Source organism: Methylobacterium sp. GC_Met_3, from assembly GCF_026540775.1.
GTDB lineage: Bacteria > Pseudomonadota > Alphaproteobacteria > Rhizobiales > Beijerinckiaceae > Methylobacterium.
Window position 1 is genome coordinate 22,669 of the sequence record NZ_JALNUL010000032.1, and the last position, 25,752, is coordinate 48,420.

A 25,752-nucleotide genomic window follows, 5' to 3' on the forward strand; every position below is an offset into this window, starting at 1 on the left:
CCGGATTGCCGCGATGCAGACCCCGCCCCGCCGAATGCGTGCGCCCCGATGGGCTCGCTGTGCGGATCCAGGCCTCGCCGTTCGAGGGGAAGAGCTGAGAATTCCGCAACCCTCTCTCGCATCCTCGCCGGATCCAGAGGTCGCGGCCGCCGCTGCGGCGGCAGGATGGCGCGCGGGTCCCCTCTCCCGATCCGGAGAGGGGCAGGGTGAGGGTCGAGAACGTTCAGGAAAAGGCTCGTTCTTCACGCGCGGTCTTGGCGCGCTCGGTTCTGACGCTTCTCATCCCTCACCCCGACCCACTCCCGCACGGGAGAGGGGGCCTGTCGCGCTCTCCCGCCGGCTTCAGCGGCTAACCTCGAAGCCTGACCGTCATCGCCCGGTCCGATGCCATCCCACGGGCACCACGCATGCCTAGGAAGAAGCGTCCCCGGCGCCTGATCAACCGTTACGCCCAGTCCCGTCTCTACGACGTGGAGACGCGGAGCTACGTCTCCATGGACCGGCTGAAGGAACTGCGCAGTGAAGGCTACGAGGTGGTCCGCGAGGTCGAGACCGGACGTTTCGTGAGCGAGGAGGTGCTGCGCCCTGGCTTCGACGCATGAGGTCGCCGATCCCCGGCCAGCGGCGCGTGCGCCCATGACGCTGAACGGCGAGGCGCATGCCCGCGCCATGGAAGCTGAGTCCGTCGAGCCGGAGGGCTTGGACGACGAGGTGGCCTCGAAGCCCGGCCCAGTGGTGCCGCCCCGCCGCAGTGGCGTCCGCGTGCTCCTCCTGCTGGTCGGGACCGGCCTCGCCGCTGCCGGCTGGATCGAGCGCGCACCCATCCTGTCCGCGCTCGGCCTGGCGCCGGCCACGTCGGCGGCCGAGACGGACAAACCCGACGCGGCGCCGGCGAACCCCGATCGCGTCACCCTCGACGCGGAGGGGCAGACGCGGATCGGCCTGGCCTTCGGGACGGCCGAGACCCGCCGGATCGTTCTGCCGGTGCGCGTGCCCGGCACCGTCGCGTTCGATGAGCGGCGTGTGACGCATCTCAAGCCGCGCACACAAGGACGGGTGCTGAGCCTCGCGGTCCAGCCCGGCGACCGGGTCGAGGCGGGCGCGACCCTCGCGACCCTCGACGCCGCCGGGCTGCTCGATGCGCGCAACGGCTACCTCGCCGCGCAGGCCTCCCTCGTCGAGGCGCAGGCGTCCGAGGCGGTGGCGGCGCTGCAGCTCAAGCGCGGTCAGGAACAGCTCAAGTTCGGCGGCGTCGCCCAGGCTGAGGTGGAGCGGCGGCAGGTCGATCTCGCCAAGGCGCAGGCGGCGGTGAAATCGGGCCAGGCCAATGCCGAGATGTACCGGGCGCAGTACCAACGCCTCGCCCCCGCCGAAGGGGCGGCCCCCGGCACGAGCGCGGTCGTGACCCCGATCGGCGGGGTCGTGACCAGCGTCGGCGTGACCCTGGGCGAGGTCGTCGACACCACCCGCGACGCCTTCACGGTGGCCGATCCGACCCGCATCCTCGTGCTGGCCAACCTCTACGGACCGGATACCGCACGGGTGAAGGCGGGCGACGGCGCCTCCGTGGAGAGCCCGGTCCCGGGCCACGATCCGTTCGAGGGCCGTGTCCGCTCGGTGAACGCCGCACTGGATCCCGCCACCAACACGGCGCCCGCGCGTATCGAACTCGCCAACCCGGGCGACCTGTTGCGCGCCAACATGTTCGTCGCGGTCACCATCGCGGCGGATCTCGGCCGCGACGGCGTCACCGTCCCGGCGGCCGCGATCCAGCAGACCGAGCAGGGGCCAATCGCCTTCGTGCGCGTAGCCGAGGACCAGTTCGAGCGGCGCGCCCTGACACTCGGAATCCAGCGCTCCGACTGGGTCGAGGTGCAGAGCGGCGTCGCGGCCGGCGACATCGTGGCGACGAAAGGCAGCTTCGGGCTCAAGGCGATCCTGCTGCGCAGCCTGCTCGGCTCGACGGATTGAGGCCTCCCATGCGGACGTGGTTCGCCCTCCTGATCCGTCGCCGGTTCCTCATCCTCATGATCGCGCTCGCCGCAGCTGCGGGCGGGATCGCCAACCTCGACGGCTTGTCGATCGACGCGGTGCCTGACATCTCGCCCAAGCAGGTGATGATCCTGACCCTGTCGCCGGGCCTCGGGCCGCTGGAGGTGGAGCGGCTCGTCACCTTCCCGGTCGAGAACGCCATGGCGGGGGCGCCGGGCCTGACCGGGATCCGTTCGACCTCGCGGGCCGGCGTCTCGGCGGTCTACGTCACCTTCGCGGAAAGCGTGCCGATCACGGAGGCGCGCAATCAGGTGTTCCAGCGCCTGCCGGCGGCCAAGGGCATGATGCCGGCGGGCGTCGGCGACCCGCAGGTGGGCCCGATGGCGACGGGGCTCGGCGAGATCTACCAGTTCGAGCTGCGCGGGCCCGCCTACACCCCGATGCAGCTCCGCCGCACCCTGCAATGGACGATCGCGCCGAAGCTGAAGCTGACGCCCGGCATCGTCGACGTGAACATCTACGGCGGCCAGATGCCGACCTACGAGGTCCGGGTCTCGGCCGACGCATTGCGCCGCTACGGCATCACCCTGGCCCAGGTCTTCACGGCGCTCGCCGACAACAACGCCGCCCGGGGTGGCGCCTATATCGAGCACAACGACCAGCAGGAGACGATCCGCGGCCTCGGTCTCGCAAAAAGCCCGGAGGACATCGCCAACATCGTGGTCGCCACGGGACCCGGCGGCGTGCCGGTGACGCTCGCGACGCTGGGCCGGGTGGTCGAGGCGCCAAAAGTCCGGCTCGGGGCCGTGACCCACGACGCGCAGGGCGAGACGGTGGTCGGCATCGCGCTGATGCAGATCGGCGAGAATGCCAGCGCGGTGGTCGGGCAGGTGAAGAAGACGATCGACGACCTGCGACCGCAACTGCCGCCGGGCATGGATATCGTTCCCTATTACGATCGCAGCGCGCTGGTGGACCGCACGATCCACACCGTGGCGCACAACCTCCTCGAAGGCGCGGTGCTCGTCATCGGCGTCCTGCTGCTGCTGCTGGGCAACCTCCGCGCCGGGCTGATCGTGGCGGCCGCGATCCCGCTTGCGATGCTGATGGCGTTCGCCGGGATGCGGCTGCTCGGCCTGTCGGGCAACCTGATGAGCCTCGGCGCCATCGATTTCGGCCTGATCGTCGATGGCGCCGTGGTGATGGTCGAGAACGTGCTGCGCGCCCGCGGCGAGCATCCGGACCGGCCGCCCGAGGACCTGATCCGGGACGCTGCCGCCGAGGTGGCCAAGCCCGTGATGTTCGCGGTGGCGATCATCATCCTGGTCTACGTGCCGATTCTCGCGCTGGAAGGTGTGGCCGGCAAGATGTTCGTGCCGATGGCGCTGACCGTCATCCTGGCCCTGTCGGGCTCCCTCGTTGTCACCATGACGCTGATGCCGGCGCTCGCTGCGATCTTCCTCGCCGGCCGCGGCGTCGGCGAGCGCGAGACCCGCCTCGTCCATGGGATGCGGGCCGCCTACACGCCGCTGCTGAAGGCGGCCGAGCGGCACGCCGGGCTCACCGTGCTGGCGACGCTTGCCCTGTTCGCCGGCTCCTGCGTGCTGGCGACGCGCCTCGGCGGCGAGTTCCTGCCGAAGCTGTCGGAGGGCTCCATCGTCATCACCTCCGAGAAGCTGCCGGGCATCGATCTCTCCGCCTCGCTCGCCACAGTGACCCGCATCGAGCGGGTGCTGAAGTCGTTTCCGGAGGTGAAGCGTGTCGTCTCGCTCACTGGCAGCGCCGAGATCCCCACCGACCCGATGGGCGTCGAATCGACCGACAGCTTCATCACCCTCACCGACCCCGCCACGTGGACAACCGCCGGCACGCAGGAGGGCCTCGTGGCGGCCTTCGACAAGCGCCTCAAGGAGGAGGTGCCGGGCGTAGCCTACAGCTTCTCGCAGCCGATCCAGATGCGCATGGACGACCTGCTGGAGGGCGTGCGCGGCGACGTCGCGATCAGCCTCTATGGCGACGACCTGAAGGTCTTGAAGGACACAGCCGACGCCATCGTGCGCACCGTCTCCGGGATCGACGGGGCGGCGGACGTGAAGGCCGAGGCGCAGGCCGGCATGCCGGCGCTGTCGATCCAGGTCGACCGCGCCAAGGCAGCCCGCTACGGTATCAACGTGTCGGACGTGCTCGACATGGTCGAGAGCATCGGCGGCCGGACCAGCGGCGTCGTGTACGGCGACGACAATTCGATCACCGAGATCGTGGTCCGGCTCGACCCGGCCGACCGCAGCGACATCGAGCGGATCCGCGCCCTACCGGTCGGCCGGTCCGGCGGGGATCCCAGCCGGCAGGCGGGAAGCCGGATGATGGTGCCGCTGTCGATGGTCGCCAGCGTGGATGTGGCCTCCGGCCCGGCACAGATCAGCCGGGAGCGCCTGCAGCGGCGGATCTCCGTACAGGCGAATGTCCGCGGCCGCGACGTGCAGAGCTTCGTGGACGCCGCCAAGGCCGCGGTCGCCCGGCAGGTGACCCTGCCGCCGCGCTACGCGCTGGTCTGGAGCGGCCAGTTCCAGAACCTGCAGGAGGCGACCGCCCGGCTCACCGTCGTGGTGCCCGCGGCGCTCGGGGCGATCCTGCTCCTGCTGGTGGTGATGTTCGGCGACATCCGCCTCGCCGGGCTGATCTTCCTCAACGTGCCGGTCGCTGCGACCGGCGGCATCCTGGCGCTGACGCTCCGTGACATGCCGTTCTCCATCTCGGCGGCGATCGGCTTCATCGCCACCTTCGGCATCGCGATCCTGAACGGTGTCGTGCTGACGAGCTACATCCGCGACTTGGAGGCGACCGGCCTCGACCCCCGGGAGGCGGCCACCCGGGCGGCCGAGATGCGACTGCGCCCGGTGATGATGACGGCCCTGGTGGCGGCTTTGGGCTTCCTGCCGATGGCTCTGTCCACCAGCGCAGGTGCCGAGGTGCAGCGCCCGCTCGCCACCGTGGTGATCGGCGGGCTGATCTCGGCGACCCTGCTCACCCTCGTGGTTCTGCCGGCCGTCTATCCATGGGTGGCGGGCCTGCGCCTGCGTCGGGTGAGGGCTGACCGCAGTGCGGAGGCGGGCCGGTCTCGCCCAGGCGCGGCGGCGTCGGCTCCGCCACCTGCGGGGCGCCGAACAGCCCGCTGAGGTACCCGTAATAGACCGGCTGCTTCCAGTGCATCTCTTCGCGGCGGGACCGGCTCCGGACCTGATCGTGCTCGACGATACAAAGTTGCATTGGCACGCCAACGCATCCTCCGCTTATATCCCTGTCCGCTCGCAGGTTTTCATCGCAAAGCCGGCTGTCACTTTCGCGAAACCTGCTTACGCCGGCAGGACGACCACCTTCGTCTTGACCGGCGTGCGCGCGTAGAGGTGGATCATGTCCTGGCTGAGCAGGCCGACGCAGCCGCTCGTGATGCCAGTGCCGATCGATTCGGCATCGCTGCTCGCGTAGATCGTGTAGAGCGTATAGGCGCCGTTCTGGTAGAGGTGGAGCGTTCGGGCGCCGAGCGGGTTCTCGAGGCCGCCCGGCATGCCGCGGGCGTATTTCGCCGCTTCGGGCTGGCGCCGGATCATCTCCGCGGGCGGCGTCCAGGTCGCCCATTCGGACTTGCGTCCGACATAGGCGTCGCCGTTCCACAGGAACCCCTGGCGGCCGACATTGGCGCCGTACCGGGTTGCGGTGCCGTCGCCCTCGACGCGATAGACGTAGTAATTGGCGGGATCGACGATGATCGTGCCGGCCGCTTCCTTCGTGTCGTAGCTGACGGTCCGGCGATAGTATTTCGGATCGACCTTGCTGATGTCGGCCGCCGGGATCGGGAACTTCTCATTCGGCATCGGCCCGTAGGTCTTCGTCGCCTCGGCGAGGAACAGGGTGTCGGTTGTCCCGCACCCGCCGAGCGCCAGGGCGCCGACCCCGAGGGACGACCCGGCCAGGAAGGCCCGGCGGCTGAGCAGGGCCGCCTGTGACCCGGGTCGCGCGGACGCATCCATTGCGCCGGCACCGGTCTTCCGAGCGTCGATCGTCATGTCTCTGGACGTCCCATGTCCCGCCGCGCAACCGTCGAGCTGAATGGTGCTGCGCCGCGGCGCAGCGGGTAAGCTCGGCTGTCTACAGTCGAAAGCAGGGGGAATGCGTCGGGAGTGTGGCCAATATCGGTTGTCGTCCAGAGTTGATCGGCCAATGCAATGAAATGGTGCGCTGACCACGGGTCTTCATGCCGCGCGCACCCGCTCGATCAATCCCTGCGGATGGCATGGCCGCCTCGTGGGTGCGTTCGGGGCCTGATGACAGGCGACGGGGTGGCTGCTACGAACCCGGCCCGGCACCAGACCCCGTAGCTCAGCTGGATAGAGCAGCCGCCTTCTAAGCGGCAGGTCGTAGGTTCGAGCCCTACCGGGGTCGCCAGCAAAAAGATCAGTTACATCAGGAGTTTGGCTTGTCCCTTGGCAGTCAAGGGACAAGCCAAAATACGGACCAGAAGCGGAACAAAGCGTTCCGATAGGAGGCCTTCGGTACAGAAAGTCCCGAAGAAAGTCCCGAATACGTTCTGGGTTTGTCTGGTCCGCGAGAGAAATTCCGCGCGTTCGGAGCATCCTCAGCACTCTGGCACGGTGCGCATGCACGAGATCGTAGCGGGGGTGACGCGGGAATTTTCGAAGAGCAGCCCGTCCAAGCTCGCGTTTCCCCATGGCGCCCATGGTCTGCTTCCGCACGCACTGATTCGGCGAGCGAGCCCGCTGTGAACGGCGCTGCGCCTGAGTTCAGCTTGTGGCCGGTTTCAAGTAGCCCTCGTGTCAGCTGCCCACTTCGAAATAGCTGGGCTGCAGTCAGGCTACCCGCACGCGTAGGCACGAACTGCGATCCAGCCAGGCGAGCCTATCCAATCGCATAGTGTGGCGGAACCACGCAGAGCTTCTCGGAACCCATTTCAGGTGACCATTCGCCTGGAGCTCTAGCACGTCTCAGCGGGATCAAGTTAACCACACCGAACGGCTTACCGGCATAATTCGCTTCCCAAATTTTCGGTCTTTGGCATCATTTCGAAATTAGATCGTCAGCCGCGTTTGAGGCCGCTTGCGATTAGTCCTTGCGGATCATCCGTTTTTGTGGAGAAATACGTTGAACTTTGACGTCCCCATATTTGAAAGCGGCCCAAAGACCTTTCGTCAGCCCGCACCGATCATCGGCTGGGCGCTTGAGCCACTGATGCGCCTCGATCGGGCCGGCGCGCGTGGCCTCGTCTCCGACCTCATGGTCTTCAGCCCGTTACGACGGCAGGCAGCTTTCGCCACCGCTGCGGAGATGCTGAAGCACGGGCAGTCGGCGCTCCACGCTCTCTGCTCACCGTTTGGCCTCGCCACCAGTGAGGTGTGCGTTGGCCAAGTCCTGCGACAGCACCGCGCTCGCGATGTCATCGGTGCCCTGTACGGCATTCAGCCAAGTGCCGTGCCGGGCGGATATCTGCGCGCACTCCTACGTGTTCAGGAAGCAAAAGCGGAGGGCGCTGGTATTGAGCCCTTTGCCCAGCCCACCGCTTATCGGCGGCTTTTCGAGATTTACACTCAGGATGGGCACGGACCGGCCGCACATGCCATTCGGTTTGTCGGGCGATTGCGCGCCCTGCATCTCCGCGCCGTCGATCAGCTGGACCCCGTACTGATCTTGCCCGAGGTGCTGAAGGGGATGCATGGGCCGGACACGATCCAGGCGGCCAATCGGCTTCTAAAGTTGCTGCGGGTCTCGGTCCCTTCTGCCGACGATACCGCTTTCCGGGCCGCATTGCGGCAGTCGCTCAGCCGCGACGAACCACTTCGGCAATTCGGATGTAGAATGCTCGAACGGGCGGATCGCCTGCCCGTCCCGGACCTGCCGCCCTTGGAGGGCCTACGCGTCCTCGGGAGCGCAGCCGAGGTTGAGCAGTTTGCGGAAGAGATGTCGAATTGCGTCGCGTCTTACCTCGTCGAGGTTGCCATCGGCCTCAAGCTGATCTGTGCCTACGACTTCGCTGATGAGGCCGGCGCAACGATCTCCTTAGCGATCCTTCTCGCGCCGATGACCGACGGCGGCTGGGAGATCGATCAGATCGCGGGCAAGAACAATGAGGGTCCGGCCAAACCCGTGTTGCGCGCTGCCTTGCAGCGCTTGATGTCGATCGGTCTGCGCGTGTCGGGACCGGCTCCAGGTGGCGTCTACGATCGGCGTATGGCCGAGCTTCTTGGGCACCATCCTGGCTATCGTTACGGCGACACGCTCGCTGATGCCCTCGGTGAGCCGGACCGTGACCTGCCCGGCTCGCGGGGTGGAGGTGCAGCCAAGCGGCTCGTAGGGATTGAGGAGGCGCCGAGACCAATCGTGGAGGCCGCCTGATGACCGACATCATCGCGCCTCGCCATCCTACACCGCGGTGGTGATCAGCCATGCGGGCCCTCGTCGGCAACGGCCTCATGGTGGTCGAGCAGAGGCTGGCGACTCTTGATGAGGTCGAGTTGCGCCTCATCGTGGGCATAGTCGCTGCCGCGATCCTCGCCATCTGCCCCAACTATGTCGCTCTGGTGCTGGGCTGGGGCGGTCTCATCCGCTACGCGCCACGCGCCATCGGGGGCAGCCAAGAGCTTGATCAGCTACGTGCAGCCTGTGCGGCCGCTCAAGCAGCCGCTACCGAGGCCGGAACCGCGCTCGACGACGCATGCGAACGCATAGTTGAGCTGGAGCGCAATCTGGCCGCGGCTCGTGCTGCGGTCCGGCCGGCGCAAACCTCAAACCTGCTCTACCATTGCGTCGGGCTGCACGAGGGTAGCCCGACATTCCTGATTGAAGCGGCCCGAAGAGCGTTCCGGGCACGTTTACACCCGGACCGGCACCCACCGCGACACCACGCGGAGGCGCATCGGCGCTTTGTGCAGGCCGAGCAGGCGTTCGCCGTCATCTTTGCCAAGCGCGGCATCAAGGGATGAGGTCGGCGCAGGCGCGATTGGTATCGCGCCCGCACCTGGATCTCGCGGCGCCGGAAGCTACGAGCGCTTGACACGGAGCCGCGTGATGAACCTGGACGCGCCCAGGTTCTCCATAGCCCCATAGAAGCGCTCCAGCCGCAGCTCCATCGCCTTACCCGCGGCATCCCTGTCAAACGGTCGCCGCGAGTAGGTCGGTCCGTGCGGCGCGCGGAGCGCCTCCAGACTGTCGAGCGTTGCCTGTGCCGTGACCTTGCGCCTCGGTCCGTTCGTCCATCCAGCGCCGATCAGACGGGCGACCCGGTTGTCGTAGTCGGTCGAGACGTACCACGACTCCCCGTCAGCAAAATCCCGGATCACGCACCAGTCCATCCCGCTCTCAGAGCTCGCCAGCGTCCCGCGCAAGCTCGGGTAGCGCTGCGCCAACGTCTTGACGATCCCGCAAGGGCTGCCCCAAGCGGTATCGAACCGGCAATCGTAGAGCGCGTCGCCGAACAACCGGCCGTTGAACCCTTGTGGCTCGCGGGAGGTGCCCCACACCTTCATGGCCCAGTCGTCCATGTCCTCGTAGCCGGTCGCCTTGCGAGCGGCGTCGCGGTTCTCCCGGCTGTAGACGCTCATAGTCGCGGTGATCTCAGGAGGCACACGGATGATGCTGGCGAAGTCGAGGGCCGGATCGTCCACCTCGGACCCCGGCGTGACAAAGACGTGCTCGTTGAGAAAACGGGTCAGTTCGTCGGCCGGTCCGGCGATGATCAGGCGGTTAGAAGCGTAGTTGGTCATTGGCAATGTCTTTCTTGTCGGCAATGAGCCTTGTTACTAAACATCCGCCCAAGAAGGCAAAATCTTTGTTCCAAAGCGGAGAACATGAGACCTATGCAAAAATAAAATTTGCCTGCTTTGGGAGCTGTGCAGCGAAACTTCGCCGTCGCTTATCCTCAAAAACAATTCGACTCGCGGATTGCGGATGTGATTTTCTGCTTTTCGTCAATCTGTCTCTGCCGACAGACAATTGTCGAAGAGTTTTTTACAATGGACTGCTTTGTTCGTACCGATCGTTCTATGAACGATCACTACATTGAAACGCCGGGTTACTGGTCTGGGGCCATCGTCGAGATGACGCCGCTCTGGCTCGACGAGACGACTTTGCAGGTTGCTTTGAGCGACAATGACCGTTGGTGCACTCACAACTCGTACGCGACGCGAGCTCGCCTCGCCAATGTTCGGAAATGGGTGCCGGACCTTAGCGATGCGCTGCGGTGGTGCGCTGAGCGCCGCCTCGCTACGAAGCTGGTTTGCGTCGAGGGGGCCATGAACGAGCGTCTCGCCAGGACTTTGAGGGACTGGCAGGCGCGCAACAGTTTCAATAGCTTAAGCAAGCCTGCTGATACCTTGCTGTCTCCCGGCTATCGCTTCGCCTCGCATCAGCTGCAATTCAAAAATTGGAAGCGCGCGTTTGAGTTTCGCATGCGGTGGTACTGATATCCCCTAGGACGGCACCCTTCAACGGAGGCGCCATCTTTCCATTCGACCGTTGGTCGCGGCCTTGAAAATAAATTTCGACTTTCAGCCGGTCGACGCGCTTTCTGGTCCTCGTTCATCGCCGCGGTTCGCGACCTTCATTTTCGAGGATCACCATGTTTCAGAGCGCCCTGCCTCAGCACATTCCGCACTACGGACTCGTCACGCACGTTGATCGGCAGACCGCGGCGGTGAACGCATTCAAGGTCTGGGACCTGCCCGTGGTGCGCAAGGAGGAGCAGCGCCTGTGCAAGATCATCGAGCGGCAGATCGCGACGGCTCCGATCGCCGAGCGACCGAAGCCGTCGCTGGGCTGGTCCAACACGATCGTGGAGCACCTGGGGGCCGATGTGGGTACGCCGATCATGTTGAGCGGCAGCCCGCACAACCTCACCTTCGCCATCAAGATCTCGGCGCAGATGATGCTCCACAGCGCTGGCATGGGCCTGCTCAAGTACCTCGGCTACCGCTGCGTCCTCATCGTCGATGAGCCGATCGGGTACAGGTACATCAAGTTGCCCGGCACTGCCGACGAGAACCTTGAGCGGTTGGAGCGCGACGGCGTGTGGGGTTTGGCGGAACACGCTCTGGGTAAGACTCCGGCTAAGGTCTGAGCTGAGGCCGGTGGTCGACCGAATCATTACGCCGCGGCGTGCCGGGGATGCTCCTGCTCACGCCGCAGATGCATTCGGCATCCGCGGGTCTTCATACCCGGCGCTAGGAATACTGCAAACGTGTCGGATTATCGCCAGGCTGCGTCAGCAAAGGTCTAGGGGGGACCGCAACACCAACGTACCTTTACACTCAGCGGAGAAGCGGACGTTCAGCTTCGCGCCCATCCTGGTCATTCAGATGGTTTTGACGACCTCCCGTAAGCGGACGCAACGGGCTCCGACGAGTGATGTGACGACCGAGCAGAGGGGTAGCGGGACCGGGCATTCATCCTCCTGATAGGAGTGATCGAAGCTCAGGCGTGTAGGCCGGGTTCTGCCATCCCGCGTTCGAGCATGTGAGAATACGAACTTCTGTCCTTGATTGCACAACGCTCAAGGCGTGAGGCCCACAAGCCCGCAGCACTTACTGTAAGCGAAGCTGCGGTGCTCAGTGAAGGTTGCCGCTCGGATCGGGTGTGATCGTGTTGCGCGCCAGCGACCTGCCCACTGTCATCAGCGCGTCCCGAAGCACCGGCAGCATCTCCTTGGCGCCGTCCTGCTCGATCAGTCCGTGTGCCATCAGCAGGTAGTCGGCGACGCGTTCCAGCGTCGAGCCGGGCGGGGTCGTCGGGCTCATGGGTGGCGGGACGAAGCGCGAGAGGGTGCCGTAGGCGGTCAGCGGCTCCGTGCTGCTGGGGCTGATCTCCGTCAGTGAGCCCAGATAGCCCAGGAAGGTGCGGTCTGGTGGCCCGTAGGAGGGAACGGCGCCAATCATGACCCAGGCGTAGGTGCCATCAACCCGACGCAGGCGAGCGCGCAGGCTGTACTCGCTCTGCTGATCGCGGGCGCTGCGCAGGAAAGTGGCGGCGGTCTCGTAGTCCTCGGGATGTATGCACGCGAACCAGCCGTGCTCGACGGCCTCGGTAGCGGCCTGGCCGGTGAAGGCGCTCCATTCGGGGCTGACGTAGGTCACGCCGCCATCCGCCTTCGTGACGAAGATCATCCGGAACGCTCCTCATTTCATGCCTCCAAGGGACGCCACAGTGCGAGCGCCGATCCTGAGGCCTGATGTCTATCGAGGGCGATACCAGTACGTTTCAATCAATTTCGCTGATGCTCGATCGCGGCTATGAACCGGAGAATAATTTTCTCTAGCACTGGATCTCCGAGTCATCATGAACACGGAAGCTGAGCTCAATCAGACAGTGCTTCAACGGCTTGCTAATAGTCTGGGCATACCCGTTGCACGGTTCTTCGCTGACGCTCCCGCCCTAGACTCTGTGGCGAATGCGGACGAGTGCCTGCGTTTATGGTCTAGGATCGAGACAGAGGCTGGGCGGCAGCAAGCTCTGGGAGCCCTGCGGAGGATCGCCGATCATGAAGGAGCGCAGTCAGAGCCTTAGGACACGTGGGACTAAGACTGCCCGGTGATCTACCGCCCGCGTCGAGCCGCTTCGTAGCGATCCTGCCGGGCGGTAAACCAATAGACGAAGCCACCTGCCGCGAGCACCGCCAAGGGCGCGGCGAGTTGAAGCCAGAAGAAGCCGTCGCCGTCCATGGGGCGTCCCTCAATCGGCCGAGGATGGCGCGTGCGAATAGATGCGGTACAGACCGACGACTATCCAAGCCGGGACGAGGATCGCTGCGAGCCCGAAGCCGATGACGCCCGACGCCGCGGCGATGGTCGGACTGATCCCGCCGACCGCCACGGCCGCAGCCGCGATGCTGTTCAGCCACGTTGCGGTCAGCTTCGTGCGCTCGTTGTGGATGAGGCTCACAGGATAGCGATCTCTTCCGACTCCCACAGCGGCCGGTCACCCTGTCGGGCGCTGGTGTCCTTCGGGGCAGGTTCGACAATGACGGTGCCGTCGTTAAAGACCGCCCGCACATCCGGGTAGCCAGCGGCGCGCATTGCTCGGATTGCACGCGCGAAGTCGGCCTGTGTCGATTGGGCTGGCCGGCGGGGCATGGCCTAATCCTTCGAGCGGCAAGTGCGACTGCTTTCGGTTGTGCTGGACGGAGCAGGGCCCCGCCATAGCTCCTCGCCATGGCCAAAGAGATCCCCAGCGTCGGCGACCTGCGTCGCAAGTCCGAGGTGACAGACGACGAGATCCAGGCGGCAACGAACGCCTACCTAAAGGACGAGAAGGCCGGACCTTTCGCCTTCAAATCCGGCCACACCATCGACGTCGCCACGGCGATTGAGCACCATCCGCAGGCCAAGAAGCTGCTGGCTGACAAGGCCACTACGCCCGGCCTGCGCCGGACCATGGTAATAACCGCCGTCATCATAGTCTTTCCGGTTCAAGGATGAACGAAGGGCTGGAACCAGCCGAGATCGACGATCGCGTGGTGGCCCATATCAGCGAAATTCATAGCAGTGCGTCCAGGTAGGCGACGACAGCCCGGCTGCCCGCATCGTTCTGCCCGGTCAGCCTGTCCCGGATGGCCAGGGCATCTGCCCGTTGCGCCCGTAATTTGGCATCGAACCGGCCCAGCAGTTGAGCTTTGAAGGCGTCCGAAGAGTCCACCCCAAGCTGGCGTTTCAGATCGGCGGCCGTGAACGCCATGCGTTCGAGAACGCTCCCCTTACCGCTAACCATGAGCGCCTCGCGATCCTATGGCGAGAAAAGGTCTTCCTTATGGACGGCGGGCGGCGAGGCGGCTGGCCCGGCATGCGAGCCGCAACGGCGGCCACTAAGGACTTTAGATCTGTGCGCATGCTGACATGCAGCATGGAAGGATCAATCAGGCGGCCGCCATGTCCGCGGCAGGTCGGTCTGCGCGACACGCTCGACACTCAGCGCTAGGGAAGCTCGGAAGCGCACGACGCCTGTCTCATCGCGCACGGTGGCGGTGAGCACGAATGCACGGGCTGTCATCCCGGCATAGCTCCGTCAGGCCGCCGTCGAAGCTGCCGCAGCGCAGACCCTGTTCCGGCCGGTCCGCTTCGCCTCGTACAGAGCGCCATCCGCCCGCTCGATCAAATTCGCGCTGCTCTCTCCGACGCGGTGCTCGGCTACGCCAATCGAGATCGTCACCCGGCCAACCGTCTCACCGGTCCCACGTTTCACCAGCACCTGTGCCGCGAGCCGTTCGCACATCTGCCACGCGACCGTCCGAGCTGCCGCAAGGTCTGCACCGGCAAGCAGGACCGCGAACTCCTCGCCGCCGAACCGTGCTGCGATATCCCGGCCCTTTACATTGTCCGCGAGCATGCGGGCGACCCGACGCAAGACAAGATCGCCGGTCTTGTGTCCGTGCGCGTCGTTGAAGCGCTTGAAGTGATCCACATCGATCATCAGCAGCGCGAAACGGCTGGACGGGCCGGCGGCGCCATCTCTGATTGCCCGTCGCAGCCTGGAGTCGAACGCACGCCGGTTGGCGATCCCTGTCAGTGCGTCTGTGGCAGCTTCCTGGCGCACCTGCAGGAGATCCTCGCGCAATCCAGCGATGCGCCCGGCTGCGGCCGAGAGTTGCGCCTCCAGTGTACGATTGCGTGCGCTGGCCCGTTCGGTCTCAGCCGTCAACGCGGCTACTGCACGAAGCAAGTCCTCCGCACCCGTGCCTGCGTTCAAGCGAGTGCGATAGAGGTCGAGTGCGCCGCCGTAGGCGCGGATCGCGTCACCGCCGCGGGCGACCTGCTCGACGATGCCATGGGCAAGTTCGGCGAGATCGTCAGCACCTGCAACGACCGCGGCACCATCATCGGCGCCGTCAATGCATTCGCGGTGAAGCGCCTCGATGTACTCGGCGGTGAGCGGCTGGCCGCTGGCCTCACAGCTGCGGACACGCTCTATGAGAGATCGGTTGCCACCGTCGAACAGCGCGTAGAACACCTCGAAGTTGCGCGGTATTGGCGGGATGCCCTGCTGACGCAGAGCGTTCCAGGCTCGTTCACCGATCGAACGTACATCCGACCGATTGTGATTTGAGGTCGCGTTGTGGCTCATCAGTGTTCGCAGCAGGAAACTGTTTCCAGACATTCCGGTGCACTAGTTACAGTTGCGTGAACGTCGCTCTGCGGCGGCGCAACGCAACCACTGGTCGTGTTGGACTGACTGTGGCTCGAGGTGCCCCGCAGAGCAGCAATGCCAACACAGGCCGGGTGCTGGATCAAGAATGTCGGTGGGTAATGCTGGTCGGGAGCGGCAGTCCGTCCAGACTCAGATTGAACGGATTGCACTCGGCATCAAGGAGCGCTGGTGGACGGGGCCGATGAGCCGTCATAGCTTCTCGCCATGGCCAACGAGACCCCCAGCGTCGGCGACCTGCGCAAGGCTGCCGTGATCGCAAACGACGAGATCGATGCTGCGGCTTATGCCTACTTGGCGACCCCAAAGGGTGATCCGTTCCGCTTCTCATCCGGCCACGAGATCGACCTTGCTGCGGCGGTTGATGCGTACCCGCCCGCCGTCGCGGCCGTAGCCGATTCCGACCGAACACCGATGTTCAAATGGACGATGGTCCGGACCGCGATCCTGTTGGCGCAGCCGGTGAAAGGATGAGCAACGATCCAGAAGCCGCGCACGAGCGGGCCGCGATCCAGTACATGATGCGTCGCCTGGACGGGTTCGCGCGCGGTCTAGGCCTGGACGAGGCGACTACGCGGCAGGTCGTTGAGAAGGTCGCCGCCGACATGCCGATGCGGTCGGTTGGGGAGCGGCTGGAAACCGCTCGCAGGTACTTGTTGGCCGCGGCATCGGCGTAGCGATGCTCACCGAACTGAGGGCGCCGAACGGTTATTCTCTAAAGCTGTCGGATAATACTGCTCATTCTGCGTCAGGCATGCTCGTTTGGTATGGCCATAATGTCGCGAGAGCGACCTGATTTCGTTTGCATTCCCTGTCAAGAAGCTACATCTGGCGAGTCTCAAGGCAATTAGGATCACGAGAAGTCACTGTGGAAACCTCAGATCGCGCGTCGAATTTCACCGAATTGACCGGTGAGATCGTCGCCGCATACATCTCGAATAATCCTGTCCCGGTCGCTGAGCTTCCGCAGCTGATCCAGAACGTGCACAACGCGATATCGGGGCTGGCCTCCGGTAGCGCGCCCGCCGCACCCGCTTCAGCCGCCGAGGTCGGGAAGCCCACCCCTGCTCAGATCCGCAAGTCGGTTCGGGACGACGGCATCACGAGCTTTATCGACGGCAAGACCTACAAGACGCTGAAGCGCCATCTGACCAGCCAGGGCCTCGATCCGCGCAGCTACCGCGAGCGCTTTGGCCTGCCCGCTGACTACCCGATGGTCGCCCCGAGTTATGCCGCCCAGCGCTCGGCGCTCGCCAAGGCGATCGGTCTTGGCGTGCCAGGAAGGCGCAGGGTGGCGTAAGGATGGGTGGACCGGCGGCTTGATGCCAGCGGGCTGCCGCCGCTTCTAGACCTCAGACCGGCAGCAGCCGCACGACCACTCCCGCCGGTGCGAGGCGCGCCGGCCGGCCGAAGGTGTCGGCCCAGCTCAGCTGAATGATGCGAGCACAGGGCACCTCGATTGCAGCGGCTGCGAGCTGCTTCGGGAAGCGGCGCTTAGCGGCACCGATCCAGCGCACGACCCAGTTCCCACGCCCACGGCGCAGGGTCGGTGCTGACTCAGGCTTGGTCCAGCGCTGAGCCGAACGGATCTTGGCATGCTTAACCGGAGGCATGAGCGAGACTCCCCTGACTGGGGTTTCGGGCAGCTACCAATAACGCGTCCGCAAGCTGCGCTGCATCACATATTCGAAGTAGGCGGCACGGCGTGATTACCTACCGAGTCAGCTCCGCACCGCCGCCCGATCCGATCACGGGCTACCCGGGGCAGGACCGACCGGCACGCTTGGCACCTACCGAAATCCGGCCGCAATCTGCTGGCCGCCCTCGGGATCCACGAGGACGCCGAGCCGCGAGGATATGGGTTGCCCGGCGAGCCTCACGTGTGGGACGCGCGGGTTTAGCCGAATCCAGATACCGTCACAGCTGATGAACTTCGCAGCACAAGATAATTTACATTAGACTGAACGTATACTACTCGACGCTTGCGGCCGTGCGATGTCAGGTACACTTGCCGCCAGGAAGCTTTAATCCAAATCAAGCCCTCTGGATGGATAGTACGGTGTAGAGCGCTCCGTATCGCAGGAGGCAGGTCGCGTCGGTGATGGGTAAGCCGCGGCTCATGGACCTGGCTGCCCAGCTCATCCATTCGGCAGTTCCACGCTCGACATGGGTGAGAGGCAATGCAGAACAACGATATAGCAGGTGCCGGTGACGGCACTGCGCCGCTGCGTCGGGACACCGAGAACCCCTTGATCCTGAAGCTGGAGAGCCTCGCCACGCTCTCCGATGATGATCGCGCGGTGCTGGAGCGGATCAGCGCCAAGCCGCGCCTGGTCCCGGCTGGCACGGACCTGATCAGCGAGGGCGACAAGCCTGACGGCGTCTACCTGATCCTCGATGGCATCGCCTGCCGCTACAAGCTCCGGGCCAGCGGCGCACGCCAGATCATGGCCTACCTAGTCCCAGGCGACTGCGGCGACCTCGACGTGGCCCTGCTCAAGGCCATGGACCATTCGATCGGCACGCTGTCGGCCTGCCAAGTCGTCCGGATCGATCTGGCCACCATCCAGAGCCTGTTGCAGGATCACCCCGGCATCACGCATGCGCTGCGGCTGGCCACGCTGGTGGACGAGGCGACCTTGCGCGAGTGGCTGCTCAACGTGGGTCGCCGGACCTCCGAGGAACGCATCGCGCATCTCATGTGTGAGCTGCTGCTTCGGCTGCGTGCCGTGGGCCGGACGACAGGTGACGGCTACGCGCTTCCGATCACCCAGGAGGATCTGGCCGACACCACCGGCCTGACCAGCGTGCACGTCAACCGCATGCTCGGGACCTTGAAGCAGCGTGGGCTGATTGAACTGTCAGGACGGCAGCTGCAGATTGCGGATCGGGCCGGCTTGGAGGCGCTGGCCGAGTTCAAGCCGAACTACCTGCATCTGGGCGGGAGAGACGCGGCATGAACCTTCGCCTTCAGCCCGTGCAGGTTGCAACGGGCAGTGACGACAAGGAGAGCCAGCTCGTGTTCCACGACGGCTTCCTAGTGGCCATCCTAGTGCAGCTCTCCGACCAGCACGAGACGGATGCCGGCAAGTGGTTCCTAGAGGCTGGGTTCGGCCCAGTCACCGACATATCGGGCCCCGTGTTCTCCGACATCGACGCCGCGCAGGCTTGGATCCAGGGCAGACTCGGGTTGCCTTCCGTCTGAACCGCGGCAACGTACTCGAATGTCGACACGTTAAGCTTGGTGCCAGAGGAATAACGTCCTCGTGCATAGGGTGGGGACGTGATGACCGGATTTCACCACCAGCCTGACAAGCATCCGTTCTTGCGCAAGCTGGAGAGCATCGCGCTCTCCCCTCTGTCCGCTGACGAGCGTGCGGCGCTCGTCGCTTTACCCATGCAGGTTGTGGCGTTCGAAGCGAACAAGGACATCGTGCGCGAGGGTGACCGGCCCTCACAAAGCTTTGCCGTGCTGGACGGGTTCGTCTCGGTCTACAAGTCCACGACTGCGGGTGCGCGCCAGGTCATGGCCTACCACGTCCCCGGCGATGTGCCCGACTTTCAGAGTCTGCACCTGAAGGTGCTCGACAACAGCATCTCGGCGGTCGGTCCCTGCCGAGTCGGGTTTGTCCAGCACGACGCGGTGCGAGCGCTATTGCGTGCTCAACCTGGGCTGGTGGACGTGTTCTGGCGGGCAACGCTGATAGACGCCGCCTTCATGCGTGAGTGGATGCTGAACAACGGTCGACGTGAAGCTTACGCCCGTTTGGCCCACTTGTTCTGTGAGCTGATCACCCGCCTGGACGCGGTCGGACTAGCACCTGACCGGACCTGCTCGCTGCCCATGAGGCAACCCGATCTTGCCGACGCGCTCGGAATTACTCCGGTCCACGTCAATCGCGTTCTGAGGGACCTGAGGACCGCTGGATTGGTAACGGTCGGCGGTAGACAGCTGAAGGTGCACGACTGGGAGGGGCTGGTGGCCGTGGCCGGGTTCGACCCGACATACCTACACTTGGGTAGCCGCGATGCTGAGTAATCCTCAGCTTCGACGGCTTGAGGCTGCTGTATTGCCGAAGGCAACCGACGAGCGCCCGCAGCCAGGAAGCAGCTATAGGACGAGGCGACCAGTCAGGCGGCTGCCTTGTCTACGGCGGTTCGATCAACACGTACTCGCTCGACGCTCAGCGCCATAGAAGCTCTGAAGCGCATGATGCCCGCCTCATCGCGCACCGTTGCGGAGATCTTCCGCCAATCGCGCGCCGGGTACCGAGATTGAACCATCTCGGGCAGTGAGCGCAGCGCCTCATCCTCGGCACTCGCCAAGTCTCTGTATTCTCGGCCTTCCTCGTCGATCACGAAAGAGCATCCATCGTCGGTGTCAATATAGAAGCGCGACATGTGCATCCTCGAAAGCTGGTTCAGGCGCTCCGCTTCCCTGCGACAACCAGTCATCCGAGATAGTTAAGCAGCCATTAACGTTGCTGGCTATGGGGCAGAACGGCCTGAGGTCGAGCCACGACGCAAAAGGCCGCGGTTAAGATCACAAGGCCGGGGCACCCGGCCGCTACGCCAAATCAATGGAGGACTGCTTCCGGCTGTAGGCGACCTGTGTCAGCCGCGCTGGGCAGCTGCCAGCGCCGCGCACAGAGCAGTCTGCTCGTAGAAACCATCTAGAGATACGCGTCCGGCCAAGTCGTGCCTGGAGTGTAGACCGGGTACGATCCATGAAAGCACCGAGAGGCTTCGCGGAGTTCGCCTCGCGTGTGGCGCGCGCAGCGGGTAGGCCTCTCACCTTCGCGGTGAGCATCGCGGTGATCTTGGTCTGGGCGGTTTGCGGACCTGTCTTTGGCTTCTCGGACACGTGGCAGTTGGTGATCAACACCAGCACAACCATCGTGACGTTCTTGATGGTCTTCCTGATCCAGAACACCCAGAACCGCGATGGGGCTGCCATCCAGGCAAAGCTCGACGAGCTGATCCGTGCGAGCGCGGCGCATAACCGCTACATCGGCATCGAAGGCCTGACGGGGGAGGAACTCGACCACCTGCGTGCTCACTGCGCGAGCCGTGCGGCGCGGGACATGCCGGAGGAGTTGCTCGACGCGGCGGAGCGGGCAGAGGACGAGGCGAACGAGAAGGCGCAGGCGGCGGCGGCTCGGGTCGCTGGGGCAGCTACTTATCCAAGCTGAAGCCTCCGCTGAACAAAAGCCCCGCCGCCCGATCTGATCACGGGCTGGTGGAGCTCGGTGCCGTTCTCCCCGGCGAGGGGCCAGAACGCGACGCGATCCGGGATGTAGGGTGAGGATGGCAGTTAGCCGACTTCAAGCGGCGTTGGCTCATCGTCGTGTCGTAATGACACCCAATGGAACTACCTCTGGATCCTTTCCGCCGCCCTGCGCCTATTGACGACCATGGCGCTCGGCTGGGGCTCCCACCGGAACTCAGAGAGCAGGCGGCCATCAGCGAGGAAGATACCCTGCCAGCCGAATTTGCCGACGATGACCGTCACACGGGAGCGGCCCTCATCACGGCCGTACCCACGATCAAGGCGGCTATCGATGTGGCCGAGAATAGCTTGCCGCCGTAGAGCGTACTCTTCCATCCCGAGCCGACGAGCTAGTTCGGCTGGTGTGACCAGCCAACCGCCCCGCCCATCAAGGTCTAAGCGCACGCACTGATCCTCCGCGACTCGGAAAGATTGGTGCAAGCAGCGGTCCAAACGGCCGGCGGAGATTTCAGCTGCGTATCAAAGCCCTAACCAGGGTCGAGGCGTAGGTGTCGCTTTACAAAGCTGTCGAGCAGATCGTGGACACAATCGACGGGCTGGCCGAGGTCGTGACCGGCGTGGGTTCTACCAACAAGACGCGACCGAGCCGGGAGACACCCTGGCGCCGGTTAAGTCGCGCACCGTCGCGTGATGTTCGTAGTCCGTCAGTCGTTCGCCTCGTTGTCAGGCATAATGATGTACATATCTTCGTCCCGACATCCTAAGTCGTGACGCTCCAGATCCGAATTTGCTTGCGCGCAAAAGGTTGTGAGCGCCGTAGTGAATTCCTCAGACTGCGCAGCCGCTGATACTAGCGAGAACACTGCAACGAGTACAGAAAAGCGCATTGGACCCTCCTGCAAAGATTGGAATCCCGATTGTGCCGCAGTAAAAGACTTTACGCATCCCCCATTTAAGGGGTCGTTCGGGAATTTGGCCAGTCATCACATGGAAATCAGATTTCCCCGGCCTACGCCAACTTCTAAGCGGCGCGCCTTAAGCCGCCCAAACCCCGCATCGCGAAGACCTATGTCTTTCGCTCCCGGAACCGGATCCCGGCCCCGCCGCCTTTCTCAGGGGTGAACTGTAGGCCTGAGATCATTGGGCGGTGGCCCACGTCAGAAGGGTCGCTACGACGGCCGCAGCAACGCAATCCCCCAAGGCTTCCTCCACGCCATCGGCTTCCAGCGCTTGAAAAGCGCCGAAGAAGACAATGAATGGCTACGCCGATCGTCACGAGGCGCTTCGAGATCACCCCTCGGCCCTACGCTCCCGGAACCGGATCCCGGCCCCGCCGCCTTTCTCAGGGACGATCTCCAGGCCGGCGGCCACGATAGGTAGGAGAACGCTAAGGCTCTCGGCAGCCATCTGAGGATCCTTTGTCGCTTGGCCTAGACCCACTCCTAGCAGGGTGCTTCAGAGAGGACGGCCAGGTGGGTGAGTGTCCAGCCAGGAGCCTGCAAAGCTCCGCACGTCCGGTTCGACTCCGGACCCCGGCCTCCAAACTGGGCCCCCTCATCGGCTCGCCTCATTAGCACCCTCGGCTACGGGCCGGATGCCGAGCCACTCCAACGCTGCCAAGCGCGAATGGAAGGTATGGCTCTGCGCTGTGAACGGCGTGGGCCGATCTGCCGAAGGATCCTCCTCAAGCAGGTCGATTTGCCATTGATCGCTCAGCCCCTCGCGCTCGACGACGCGCACCAGAGCCGCAGTCAGAGCGCCATCCAGCAACACGTCGTAGCTGCCGGGTGCGAGTTGCTCGACGGTGTAGGTCATGGGCTCCACGAACAGGCCTGAGGCCCCGAACTTGGCCGATCGAGATCGGAATGCACGGGGCTGGTAGCTTACACGTGGTCGAGAAGCTTTAGCGACGCCCGCCGCCGCCGTCAGCGCCCGGCTTCATGGCGCGCTCCACAGCCTCCATGGCGCTCTCAAACGCCTTCGCCTCACTGCGGTGCGGGCGATCGGACCTCTCGCTCAGCTTGCCGCTCTTGCGGATCGCCCACTGAAAGTGGCCCTCCGGCTTGGTGAGCGGCGAGACTTCGATGGAGAAGGGGTGCGGGACGGCGTCGGACATTAGTCCGCTATGCCAGCCTTGTCTCAGGGATGCCAGTAACTGGCCTGAACCCCGTCGCCCGATCTGATCACGGGCTAGCGGGGGAGGTCGTCTGTCTCACTGGCGTGCGGGCAGGATGTCCCTCGGCGGTTGACCGAGCGTGAACAGCCTCCTTAGGCGGTTGTCGCCGCTTGGCAATGCACGCGTGTCGCGCGGATTAGGGCAGAGCGCTTCATAACCAATCGCCGGTTGGACTCGCCAAGCTTCATGATTGGGCCGGGAGGCACCCGCTACCGGGGAAATAGCGAACCCTCAAGTAGCTCAGGATCGCGCAATGCCTCGATCAGCTACCAGGAGAAAAACGAGTCGAAGCCTGGCAGCATGAAGACCATCTTGCCCCCCGCCCCGAGGACGCCCGCAATCATCACAACAAATTCCACCACGGCACCCTCCAACAGATTGCGCACAATCAACTAGGGGGCTTGGGTGAAAGTTTCAGAGGTAACTAATTACAATCTCCAGAACCGATCAAATGCCGGTAGGGCAGCGACGGTGATCGCGACGGCCCCAACGGCTGCCACGAGCATGACGACAAGAGACAGGGACAAGGCACGCACCTCAAAACCTATGTTTGGATCAACAGGTCCAGGGTGAAATCGGCGCTGTGCGGCAGAATGACCTTCCGACAGAAAGCGTTGATGACCGCCGTCATCATGAGCTTCCCGGCCCAGAGATGAGTAGAGTTAGCTTCGCGTCCACTCGACGGGGTCGGTATCGAGAGACATCCTGAAGCGCCATCGCACGGCGCCCTCGGCGTCGCGAACAGCGGCCACGTAGTCTTGCCGGCCCGGGCTATCGCTGAGGCCTTGCGCGATCCGGATCATGATCCTTACCGCCTGCGCACGCGCTGCATCTAGATCGGGCAATTCATACCCATCTTTGTCATGGGCAACCTCAGTCCCATCGTGCAGGTCGATGAAGAAGCGAGGCATCAAGCGGCTCGACGAATGCGGGGTACGCCCAGCTACGCAGGTTCTGCGCCGTAGCGGATACGCCGTTCGCCTGAGATGCAGACGGCTTCACGGATGCTGCTTTACGCGCTCGCAGTCGAGATCCAACGTCGCGAGGAGGCGCAAGCTTTGTCGTCTGAAGACGACTGAGGGCGGCCTCACCGCTCTCGGGTGGGGCCGCACGCCGTGTCTTGTGGGCTGTAAGCGCGACTGCAACGGCGAGGCCGCATCGGCTAACCAGGACGATGCTGCTCTGCTGTTGCTCAACCTGATGGCTGGTCGCATCCGCATCGTCCGGCCATATGGTTATCAATTTGTTACCGCTCGACCACATAGGCGCGCTTGGGCAAACGCGGTAACCATTGATTAACCGTACTTCTTAATCCTCTGTAAAGGACTTGAAATCGGGCGAGCGGCTCATGCTGGATACGATCGTTTGGACAGCGATCTTCGTAAGACACTTCTTTGGGATCGTGCTGATCTGCATCGACCCACTAGAAGAGTGGGAGTACCCGATCGATAGGATCAGATATATCCCACCCAAAAATCCGACGGCGCAACTGAAGTAATTGGCTCAGCAGCTTGCGAGGACGTAATCGATTAGCTGCTGATCGTACTGTGCCTATTTCTGTCTGTTGCGAACGGCGAAGGGCCAGCTCGGCTAACTGATTGCCACGACGTTCTGCTCAGACTGATCCCATCTCTTGCGAGGGAAGGCCTGCCTCTTCCCGGTCGCGGCAGCGATCTCGGCTCTCAAATCGCCCGGCGTAAATGGCTTCAGGAGGACGCCATCGACGCCGGCCTCAGATGCCGCCTCTACTGCTTCAGCGGTTCTCGATGTGGTCATCAGGAAGGTCAGTGCCCGACCATCCGTCAGTCTTCGTACCAGCGTGATGAAGGCGGTGACGCGCATTGGGGCAGCGCGTGCATCGATCACCACGACATCGGGCGTATCAGCCTCGATCTGCCCACGAGCGGTGAGTGTATCGAAAGCGACGTCGGTATTCGACAGGCCGGCGCTGCCACAGATTTTGGCTACGAGGCGCGCGACTGCAACCTGACCGTCAACGATGAGAACGCGAGCGTCCGAGCGCAGCATTGCGCAACCCTTTCGAAATGGCCGAAGAAATCAGGCGCATTGCTGCTCGGCATAGCGTGTGGCCTGCCGCACCCAGATCTCGCCCGCGACTCGGTCGGCCAAGTGTCGCAGGCTTTCGACGTCAACTTCATCTGCTGCGCGCGGCCGCTGATCGATGATGCACATCGCTCCTAGTCGAACACCATCTCCGTAGTAGAGCGGCGCACCAGCGTAGAAACGCACGTGCGGCGGGCCGACCACGAGCGGATTGTCGGTGAACCGTGGATCCTGGCGGGCGTCAGGAACGATCAGCACCGAGTCGTGCGCGACGACATAATTACAGAACGAGGCATCACGCCTCGTCTCGCAGATATCCAGGCCGACGCGAGCCTTGAACCACTGGCGGTGCTCATCGAGCAGAGTGATGAGCGCGATCGGGGCGTTGAACGCCCTTGACGCCTCTCGGCATAGATCATCGAACGCCGGATCCTGGGGGGTATCAAGCAGCTCCAAGTTTTTCAGGACGGTGAGACGTTCGAGTTCATTGGATGGAATAGGATATTGCATTCTTGAGAACCCAGACGCCGGTCATTTGGAGCTGAACATAAGGCGGTCTGGGATAAGAAACGGTTAGGCCGACCACGCCCCACATGGCTGATGGACCGCAAGGAAGTCGCCATGCTTCGCCGTCCGGCCGTCCCCGTCCGCCTTGCGCGCCATCTTGGCTTGGTCGGTCCCTTTCGCCCCGAAAAGGGGGTCTTTTAGGGGGCGTGGAAATATGGGCGTTACCCAGGGGGTGCCCCTATTTCCGAAAAAAAATGTGGTCGCTTTTTATGTGATGCCTCACGACGGTTCAGCAGTCATGGTGCGCCCGCAGGCGGAAGCCGCTCAACTACCCTCACCGCACTCAGCTTGTAAGGATCCACCACCACCTCCCCCTCGTCGTAGTAACCTTTGTCCTCGCGCTTGAGGTGCACGGTAGCCAGGACGAGGCCGACACGCAGCGCAGACGAATGATGCCCCGCCGCCCGATCTGATCACGGGCTGACGGGGAAGGCGCGTACCGCGCTACGCCGATTTCTGTTCGAGGTAGGCGTGAACGATGTTGGGCAAGTTGCTCCCAAGCCAATCGCCCATTTCTTGCTCCTCC

The 25,752-nt window shown here is 64.0% G+C and carries 32 protein-coding genes and 2 tRNA genes; 17 read left to right on the forward strand and 17 right to left on the reverse strand.

All coding sequences use genetic code 11. From position 1 onward, the window contains the following. The first annotated feature begins 407 nt into the window (after window positions 1-407). From OXS27_RS24380 to OXS27_RS24390, 3 genes are read left to right on the forward strand one after another with little or no spacing between them, the layout of a single operon-like run. Window positions 408-602 carry a polyhydroxyalkanoate synthesis regulator DNA-binding domain-containing protein gene (locus OXS27_RS24380; protein WP_267359323.1) on the forward strand — a complete coding sequence of 65 codons (195 nt, stop codon included), beginning with the start codon at window positions 408-410 and terminating at the stop codon, window positions 600-602. Window positions 603-636: 34 nt separating this feature from the next. Then, window positions 637-1,971 carry an efflux RND transporter periplasmic adaptor subunit gene (locus OXS27_RS24385; RefSeq protein WP_267359324.1) on the forward strand — a complete coding sequence of 445 codons (1,335 nt, stop codon included), beginning with the start codon at window positions 637-639 and terminating at the stop codon, window positions 1,969-1,971. 8 nt (window positions 1,972-1,979) lie between these two features. Continuing rightward, a complete protein-coding gene (locus tag OXS27_RS24390; protein ID WP_267359326.1) occupies window positions 1,980-5,168 on the forward strand; it encodes a CusA/CzcA family heavy metal efflux RND transporter in 3,189 nt (1,062 codons plus the stop codon). Between the two features lie 177 nt (window positions 5,169-5,345). Here OXS27_RS24390 and OXS27_RS24395 read toward each other — a convergent pair whose 3' ends face one another. Beyond that, window positions 5,346-6,056, reverse strand: coding sequence for a L,D-transpeptidase (locus OXS27_RS24395; RefSeq protein WP_243921771.1), 711 nt, complete (start codon window positions 6,054-6,056; stop codon window positions 5,346-5,348). 302 nt (window positions 6,057-6,358) lie between these two features. Here OXS27_RS24395 and OXS27_RS24400 point away from each other — a divergent pair. The 3 genes from OXS27_RS24400 to OXS27_RS24410 all read left to right on the forward strand — a co-directional run bounded on the left by OXS27_RS24400 (window position 6,359) and on the right by OXS27_RS24410 (window position 8,984). Beyond that, window positions 6,359-6,435, forward strand: a tRNA-Arg gene (locus OXS27_RS24400). A 714-nt stretch (window positions 6,436-7,149) separates the two neighbouring features. Next, window positions 7,150-8,397 carry a hypothetical protein gene (locus OXS27_RS24405; RefSeq protein WP_267359329.1) on the forward strand — a complete coding sequence of 416 codons (1,248 nt, stop codon included), beginning with the start codon at window positions 7,150-7,152 and terminating at the stop codon, window positions 8,395-8,397. Window positions 8,398-8,447: 50 nt separating this feature from the next. Beyond that, the gene (locus OXS27_RS24410) at window positions 8,448-8,984 is read left to right on the forward strand and encodes a hypothetical protein (protein WP_267359331.1); all 537 of its coding nucleotides are present in this window, start codon (window positions 8,448-8,450) and stop codon (window positions 8,982-8,984) included. Between the two features lie 57 nt (window positions 8,985-9,041). Here the strand turns inward: OXS27_RS24410 and OXS27_RS24415 are convergent, their stop codons facing one another. Further along, window positions 9,042-9,764, reverse strand: coding sequence for a hypothetical protein (locus tag OXS27_RS24415; RefSeq protein WP_267359333.1), 723 nt, complete (start codon window positions 9,762-9,764; stop codon window positions 9,042-9,044). 279 nt (window positions 9,765-10,043) lie between these two features. Here OXS27_RS24415 and OXS27_RS24420 point away from each other — a divergent pair, with 279 nt between their 5' ends. Both OXS27_RS24420 and OXS27_RS24425 read left to right on the forward strand, forming a co-directional pair. Then, the gene (locus OXS27_RS24420) at window positions 10,044-10,463 is read left to right on the forward strand and encodes a hypothetical protein (RefSeq protein WP_267359335.1); all 420 of its coding nucleotides are present in this window, start codon (window positions 10,044-10,046) and stop codon (window positions 10,461-10,463) included. 155 nt (window positions 10,464-10,618) lie between these two features. Next, window positions 10,619-11,116, forward strand: a complete 498-nt coding sequence (locus OXS27_RS24425) for a hypothetical protein (RefSeq protein WP_267359337.1) — start codon at window positions 10,619-10,621, stop codon at window positions 11,114-11,116. Window positions 11,117-11,603: 487 nt separating this feature from the next. Here OXS27_RS24425 and OXS27_RS24430 read toward each other — a convergent pair whose 3' ends face one another. The 4 genes from OXS27_RS24430 to OXS27_RS24445 all read right to left on the reverse strand — a co-directional run bounded on the left by OXS27_RS24430 (window position 11,604) and on the right by OXS27_RS24445 (window position 13,124). Continuing rightward, the gene (locus OXS27_RS24430; RefSeq protein WP_267359339.1) at window positions 11,604-12,158 is read right to left on the reverse strand and encodes a PAS domain-containing protein; all 555 of its coding nucleotides are present in this window, start codon (window positions 12,156-12,158) and stop codon (window positions 11,604-11,606) included. A gap of 429 nt (window positions 12,159-12,587) precedes the next feature. Beyond that, window positions 12,588-12,713, reverse strand: coding sequence for a hypothetical protein (locus tag OXS27_RS24435; protein WP_267359341.1), 126 nt, complete (start codon window positions 12,711-12,713; stop codon window positions 12,588-12,590). 10 nt (window positions 12,714-12,723) lie between these two features. After that, entirely contained in the window at window positions 12,724-12,933 is a 210-nt protein-coding gene (locus tag OXS27_RS24440; RefSeq protein WP_267359343.1) for a hypothetical protein, read from the reverse strand. Beyond that, entirely contained in the window at window positions 12,930-13,124 is a 195-nt protein-coding gene (locus OXS27_RS24445) for a hypothetical protein (RefSeq protein WP_267359345.1), read from the reverse strand. Before OXS27_RS24445 ends, OXS27_RS24440 begins: the two co-directional genes overlap by 4 nt. Window positions 13,125-13,202: 78 nt before the next feature. On the opposite strand from OXS27_RS24445, the gene OXS27_RS24450 reads away from it, so the two are divergent. After that, window positions 13,203-13,469, forward strand: a complete 267-nt coding sequence (locus tag OXS27_RS24450) for a hypothetical protein (RefSeq protein WP_267359347.1) — start codon at window positions 13,203-13,205, stop codon at window positions 13,467-13,469. A gap of 58 nt (window positions 13,470-13,527) precedes the next feature. On the opposite strand, the gene OXS27_RS24455 is transcribed toward OXS27_RS24450, so the two are convergent. The 3 genes from OXS27_RS24455 to OXS27_RS24465 all read right to left on the reverse strand — a co-directional run bounded on the left by OXS27_RS24455 (window position 13,528) and on the right by OXS27_RS24465 (window position 15,108). Further along, a complete protein-coding gene (locus tag OXS27_RS24455; protein WP_267359349.1) occupies window positions 13,528-13,725 on the reverse strand; it encodes a hypothetical protein in 198 nt (65 codons plus the stop codon). Between the two features lie 174 nt (window positions 13,726-13,899). Next, on the reverse strand, window positions 13,900-14,037 hold the full coding sequence (locus OXS27_RS24460) for a hypothetical protein (protein ID WP_267359351.1): 138 nt from the start codon (window positions 14,035-14,037) through the stop codon (window positions 13,900-13,902). 15 nt (window positions 14,038-14,052) lie between these two features. Then, on the reverse strand, window positions 14,053-15,108 hold the full coding sequence (locus OXS27_RS24465; protein ID WP_267359353.1) for a GGDEF domain-containing protein: 1,056 nt from the start codon (window positions 15,106-15,108) through the stop codon (window positions 14,053-14,055). 288 nt (window positions 15,109-15,396) lie between these two features. On the opposite strand from OXS27_RS24465, the gene OXS27_RS24470 reads away from it, so the two are divergent. From OXS27_RS24470 to OXS27_RS24480, 3 genes are all read left to right on the forward strand, one after another. Beyond that, on the forward strand, window positions 15,397-15,663 hold the full coding sequence (locus OXS27_RS24470; protein WP_267359355.1) for a hypothetical protein: 267 nt from the start codon (window positions 15,397-15,399) through the stop codon (window positions 15,661-15,663). Continuing rightward, window positions 15,660-15,866 (forward strand): hypothetical protein, encoded by a 207-nt coding sequence (locus OXS27_RS24475; RefSeq protein WP_267359357.1) that lies wholly within the window; start codon window positions 15,660-15,662, stop codon window positions 15,864-15,866. The genes OXS27_RS24470 and OXS27_RS24475 overlap by 4 nt, the downstream gene beginning before the upstream one ends. A gap of 227 nt (window positions 15,867-16,093) precedes the next feature. Further along, window positions 16,094-16,489 (forward strand): MucR family transcriptional regulator, encoded by a 396-nt coding sequence (locus OXS27_RS24480; RefSeq protein ID WP_276592573.1) that lies wholly within the window; start codon window positions 16,094-16,096, stop codon window positions 16,487-16,489. Window positions 16,490-16,541: 52 nt separating this feature from the next. Here the strand turns inward: OXS27_RS24480 and OXS27_RS24485 are convergent, their stop codons facing one another. Beyond that, window positions 16,542-16,802, reverse strand: coding sequence for a hypothetical protein (locus OXS27_RS24485; RefSeq protein WP_267359359.1), 261 nt, complete (start codon window positions 16,800-16,802; stop codon window positions 16,542-16,544). 567 nt (window positions 16,803-17,369) lie between these two features. On the opposite strand from OXS27_RS24485, the gene OXS27_RS24490 reads away from it, so the two are divergent. The 3 genes from OXS27_RS24490 to OXS27_RS24500 all read left to right on the forward strand — a co-directional run bounded on the left by OXS27_RS24490 (window position 17,370) and on the right by OXS27_RS24500 (window position 19,228). Then, window positions 17,370-18,149, forward strand: coding sequence for a Crp/Fnr family transcriptional regulator (locus OXS27_RS24490; RefSeq protein ID WP_267359361.1), 780 nt, complete (start codon window positions 17,370-17,372; stop codon window positions 18,147-18,149). Beyond that, entirely contained in the window at window positions 18,146-18,394 is a 249-nt protein-coding gene (locus OXS27_RS24495) for a hypothetical protein (protein WP_267359363.1), read from the forward strand. Before OXS27_RS24490 ends, OXS27_RS24495 begins: the two co-directional genes overlap by 4 nt. A gap of 81 nt (window positions 18,395-18,475) precedes the next feature. Next, the gene (locus OXS27_RS24500; protein ID WP_267359365.1) at window positions 18,476-19,228 is read left to right on the forward strand and encodes a Crp/Fnr family transcriptional regulator; all 753 of its coding nucleotides are present in this window, start codon (window positions 18,476-18,478) and stop codon (window positions 19,226-19,228) included. Between the two features lie 92 nt (window positions 19,229-19,320). Here OXS27_RS24500 and OXS27_RS24505 read toward each other — a convergent pair whose 3' ends face one another. Next, window positions 19,321-19,590, reverse strand: a complete 270-nt coding sequence (locus tag OXS27_RS24505) for a hypothetical protein (RefSeq protein WP_267359367.1) — start codon at window positions 19,588-19,590, stop codon at window positions 19,321-19,323. 326 nt (window positions 19,591-19,916) lie between these two features. On the opposite strand from OXS27_RS24505, the gene OXS27_RS24510 reads away from it, so the two are divergent. Continuing rightward, on the forward strand, window positions 19,917-20,381 hold the full coding sequence (locus OXS27_RS24510) for a low affinity iron permease family protein (RefSeq protein WP_267359369.1): 465 nt from the start codon (window positions 19,917-19,919) through the stop codon (window positions 20,379-20,381). Window positions 20,382-20,560: 179 nt separating this feature from the next. On the opposite strand, the gene OXS27_RS24515 is transcribed toward OXS27_RS24510, so the two are convergent. Further along, on the reverse strand, window positions 20,561-20,863 hold the full coding sequence (locus tag OXS27_RS24515) for a DUF6522 family protein (protein ID WP_267359371.1): 303 nt from the start codon (window positions 20,861-20,863) through the stop codon (window positions 20,561-20,563). A gap of 1,022 nt (window positions 20,864-21,885) precedes the next feature. On the opposite strand from OXS27_RS24515, the gene OXS27_RS24520 reads away from it, so the two are divergent. Next, window positions 21,886-21,961: transfer RNA gene (locus OXS27_RS24520), tRNA-Cys, on the forward strand. Between the two features lie 12 nt (window positions 21,962-21,973). Here the strand turns inward: OXS27_RS24520 and OXS27_RS24525 are convergent. The 5 genes from OXS27_RS24525 to OXS27_RS24545 all read right to left on the reverse strand — a co-directional run bounded on the left by OXS27_RS24525 (window position 21,974) and on the right by OXS27_RS24545 (window position 25,169). Continuing rightward, window positions 21,974-22,234 (reverse strand): hypothetical protein, encoded by a 261-nt coding sequence (locus OXS27_RS24525; RefSeq protein ID WP_267359373.1) that lies wholly within the window; start codon window positions 22,232-22,234, stop codon window positions 21,974-21,976. Window positions 22,235-22,322: 88 nt separating this feature from the next. Beyond that, window positions 22,323-22,535 carry a hypothetical protein gene (locus tag OXS27_RS24530; protein ID WP_267359375.1) on the reverse strand — a complete coding sequence of 71 codons (213 nt, stop codon included), beginning with the start codon at window positions 22,533-22,535 and terminating at the stop codon, window positions 22,323-22,325. 722 nt (window positions 22,536-23,257) lie between these two features. Next, window positions 23,258-23,506: a hypothetical protein gene (locus tag OXS27_RS24535; RefSeq protein ID WP_267359377.1), complete on the reverse strand. Its 249-nt coding sequence runs from the start codon at window positions 23,504-23,506 to the stop codon at window positions 23,258-23,260. Between the two features lie 679 nt (window positions 23,507-24,185). Beyond that, a complete protein-coding gene (locus OXS27_RS24540) occupies window positions 24,186-24,623 on the reverse strand; it encodes a response regulator (RefSeq protein WP_267359379.1) in 438 nt (145 codons plus the stop codon). A gap of 30 nt (window positions 24,624-24,653) precedes the next feature. Continuing rightward, window positions 24,654-25,169 (reverse strand): GAF domain-containing protein, encoded by a 516-nt coding sequence (locus OXS27_RS24545; protein WP_267359381.1) that lies wholly within the window; start codon window positions 25,167-25,169, stop codon window positions 24,654-24,656. Window positions 25,170-25,752: the final 583 nt, after the last annotated feature.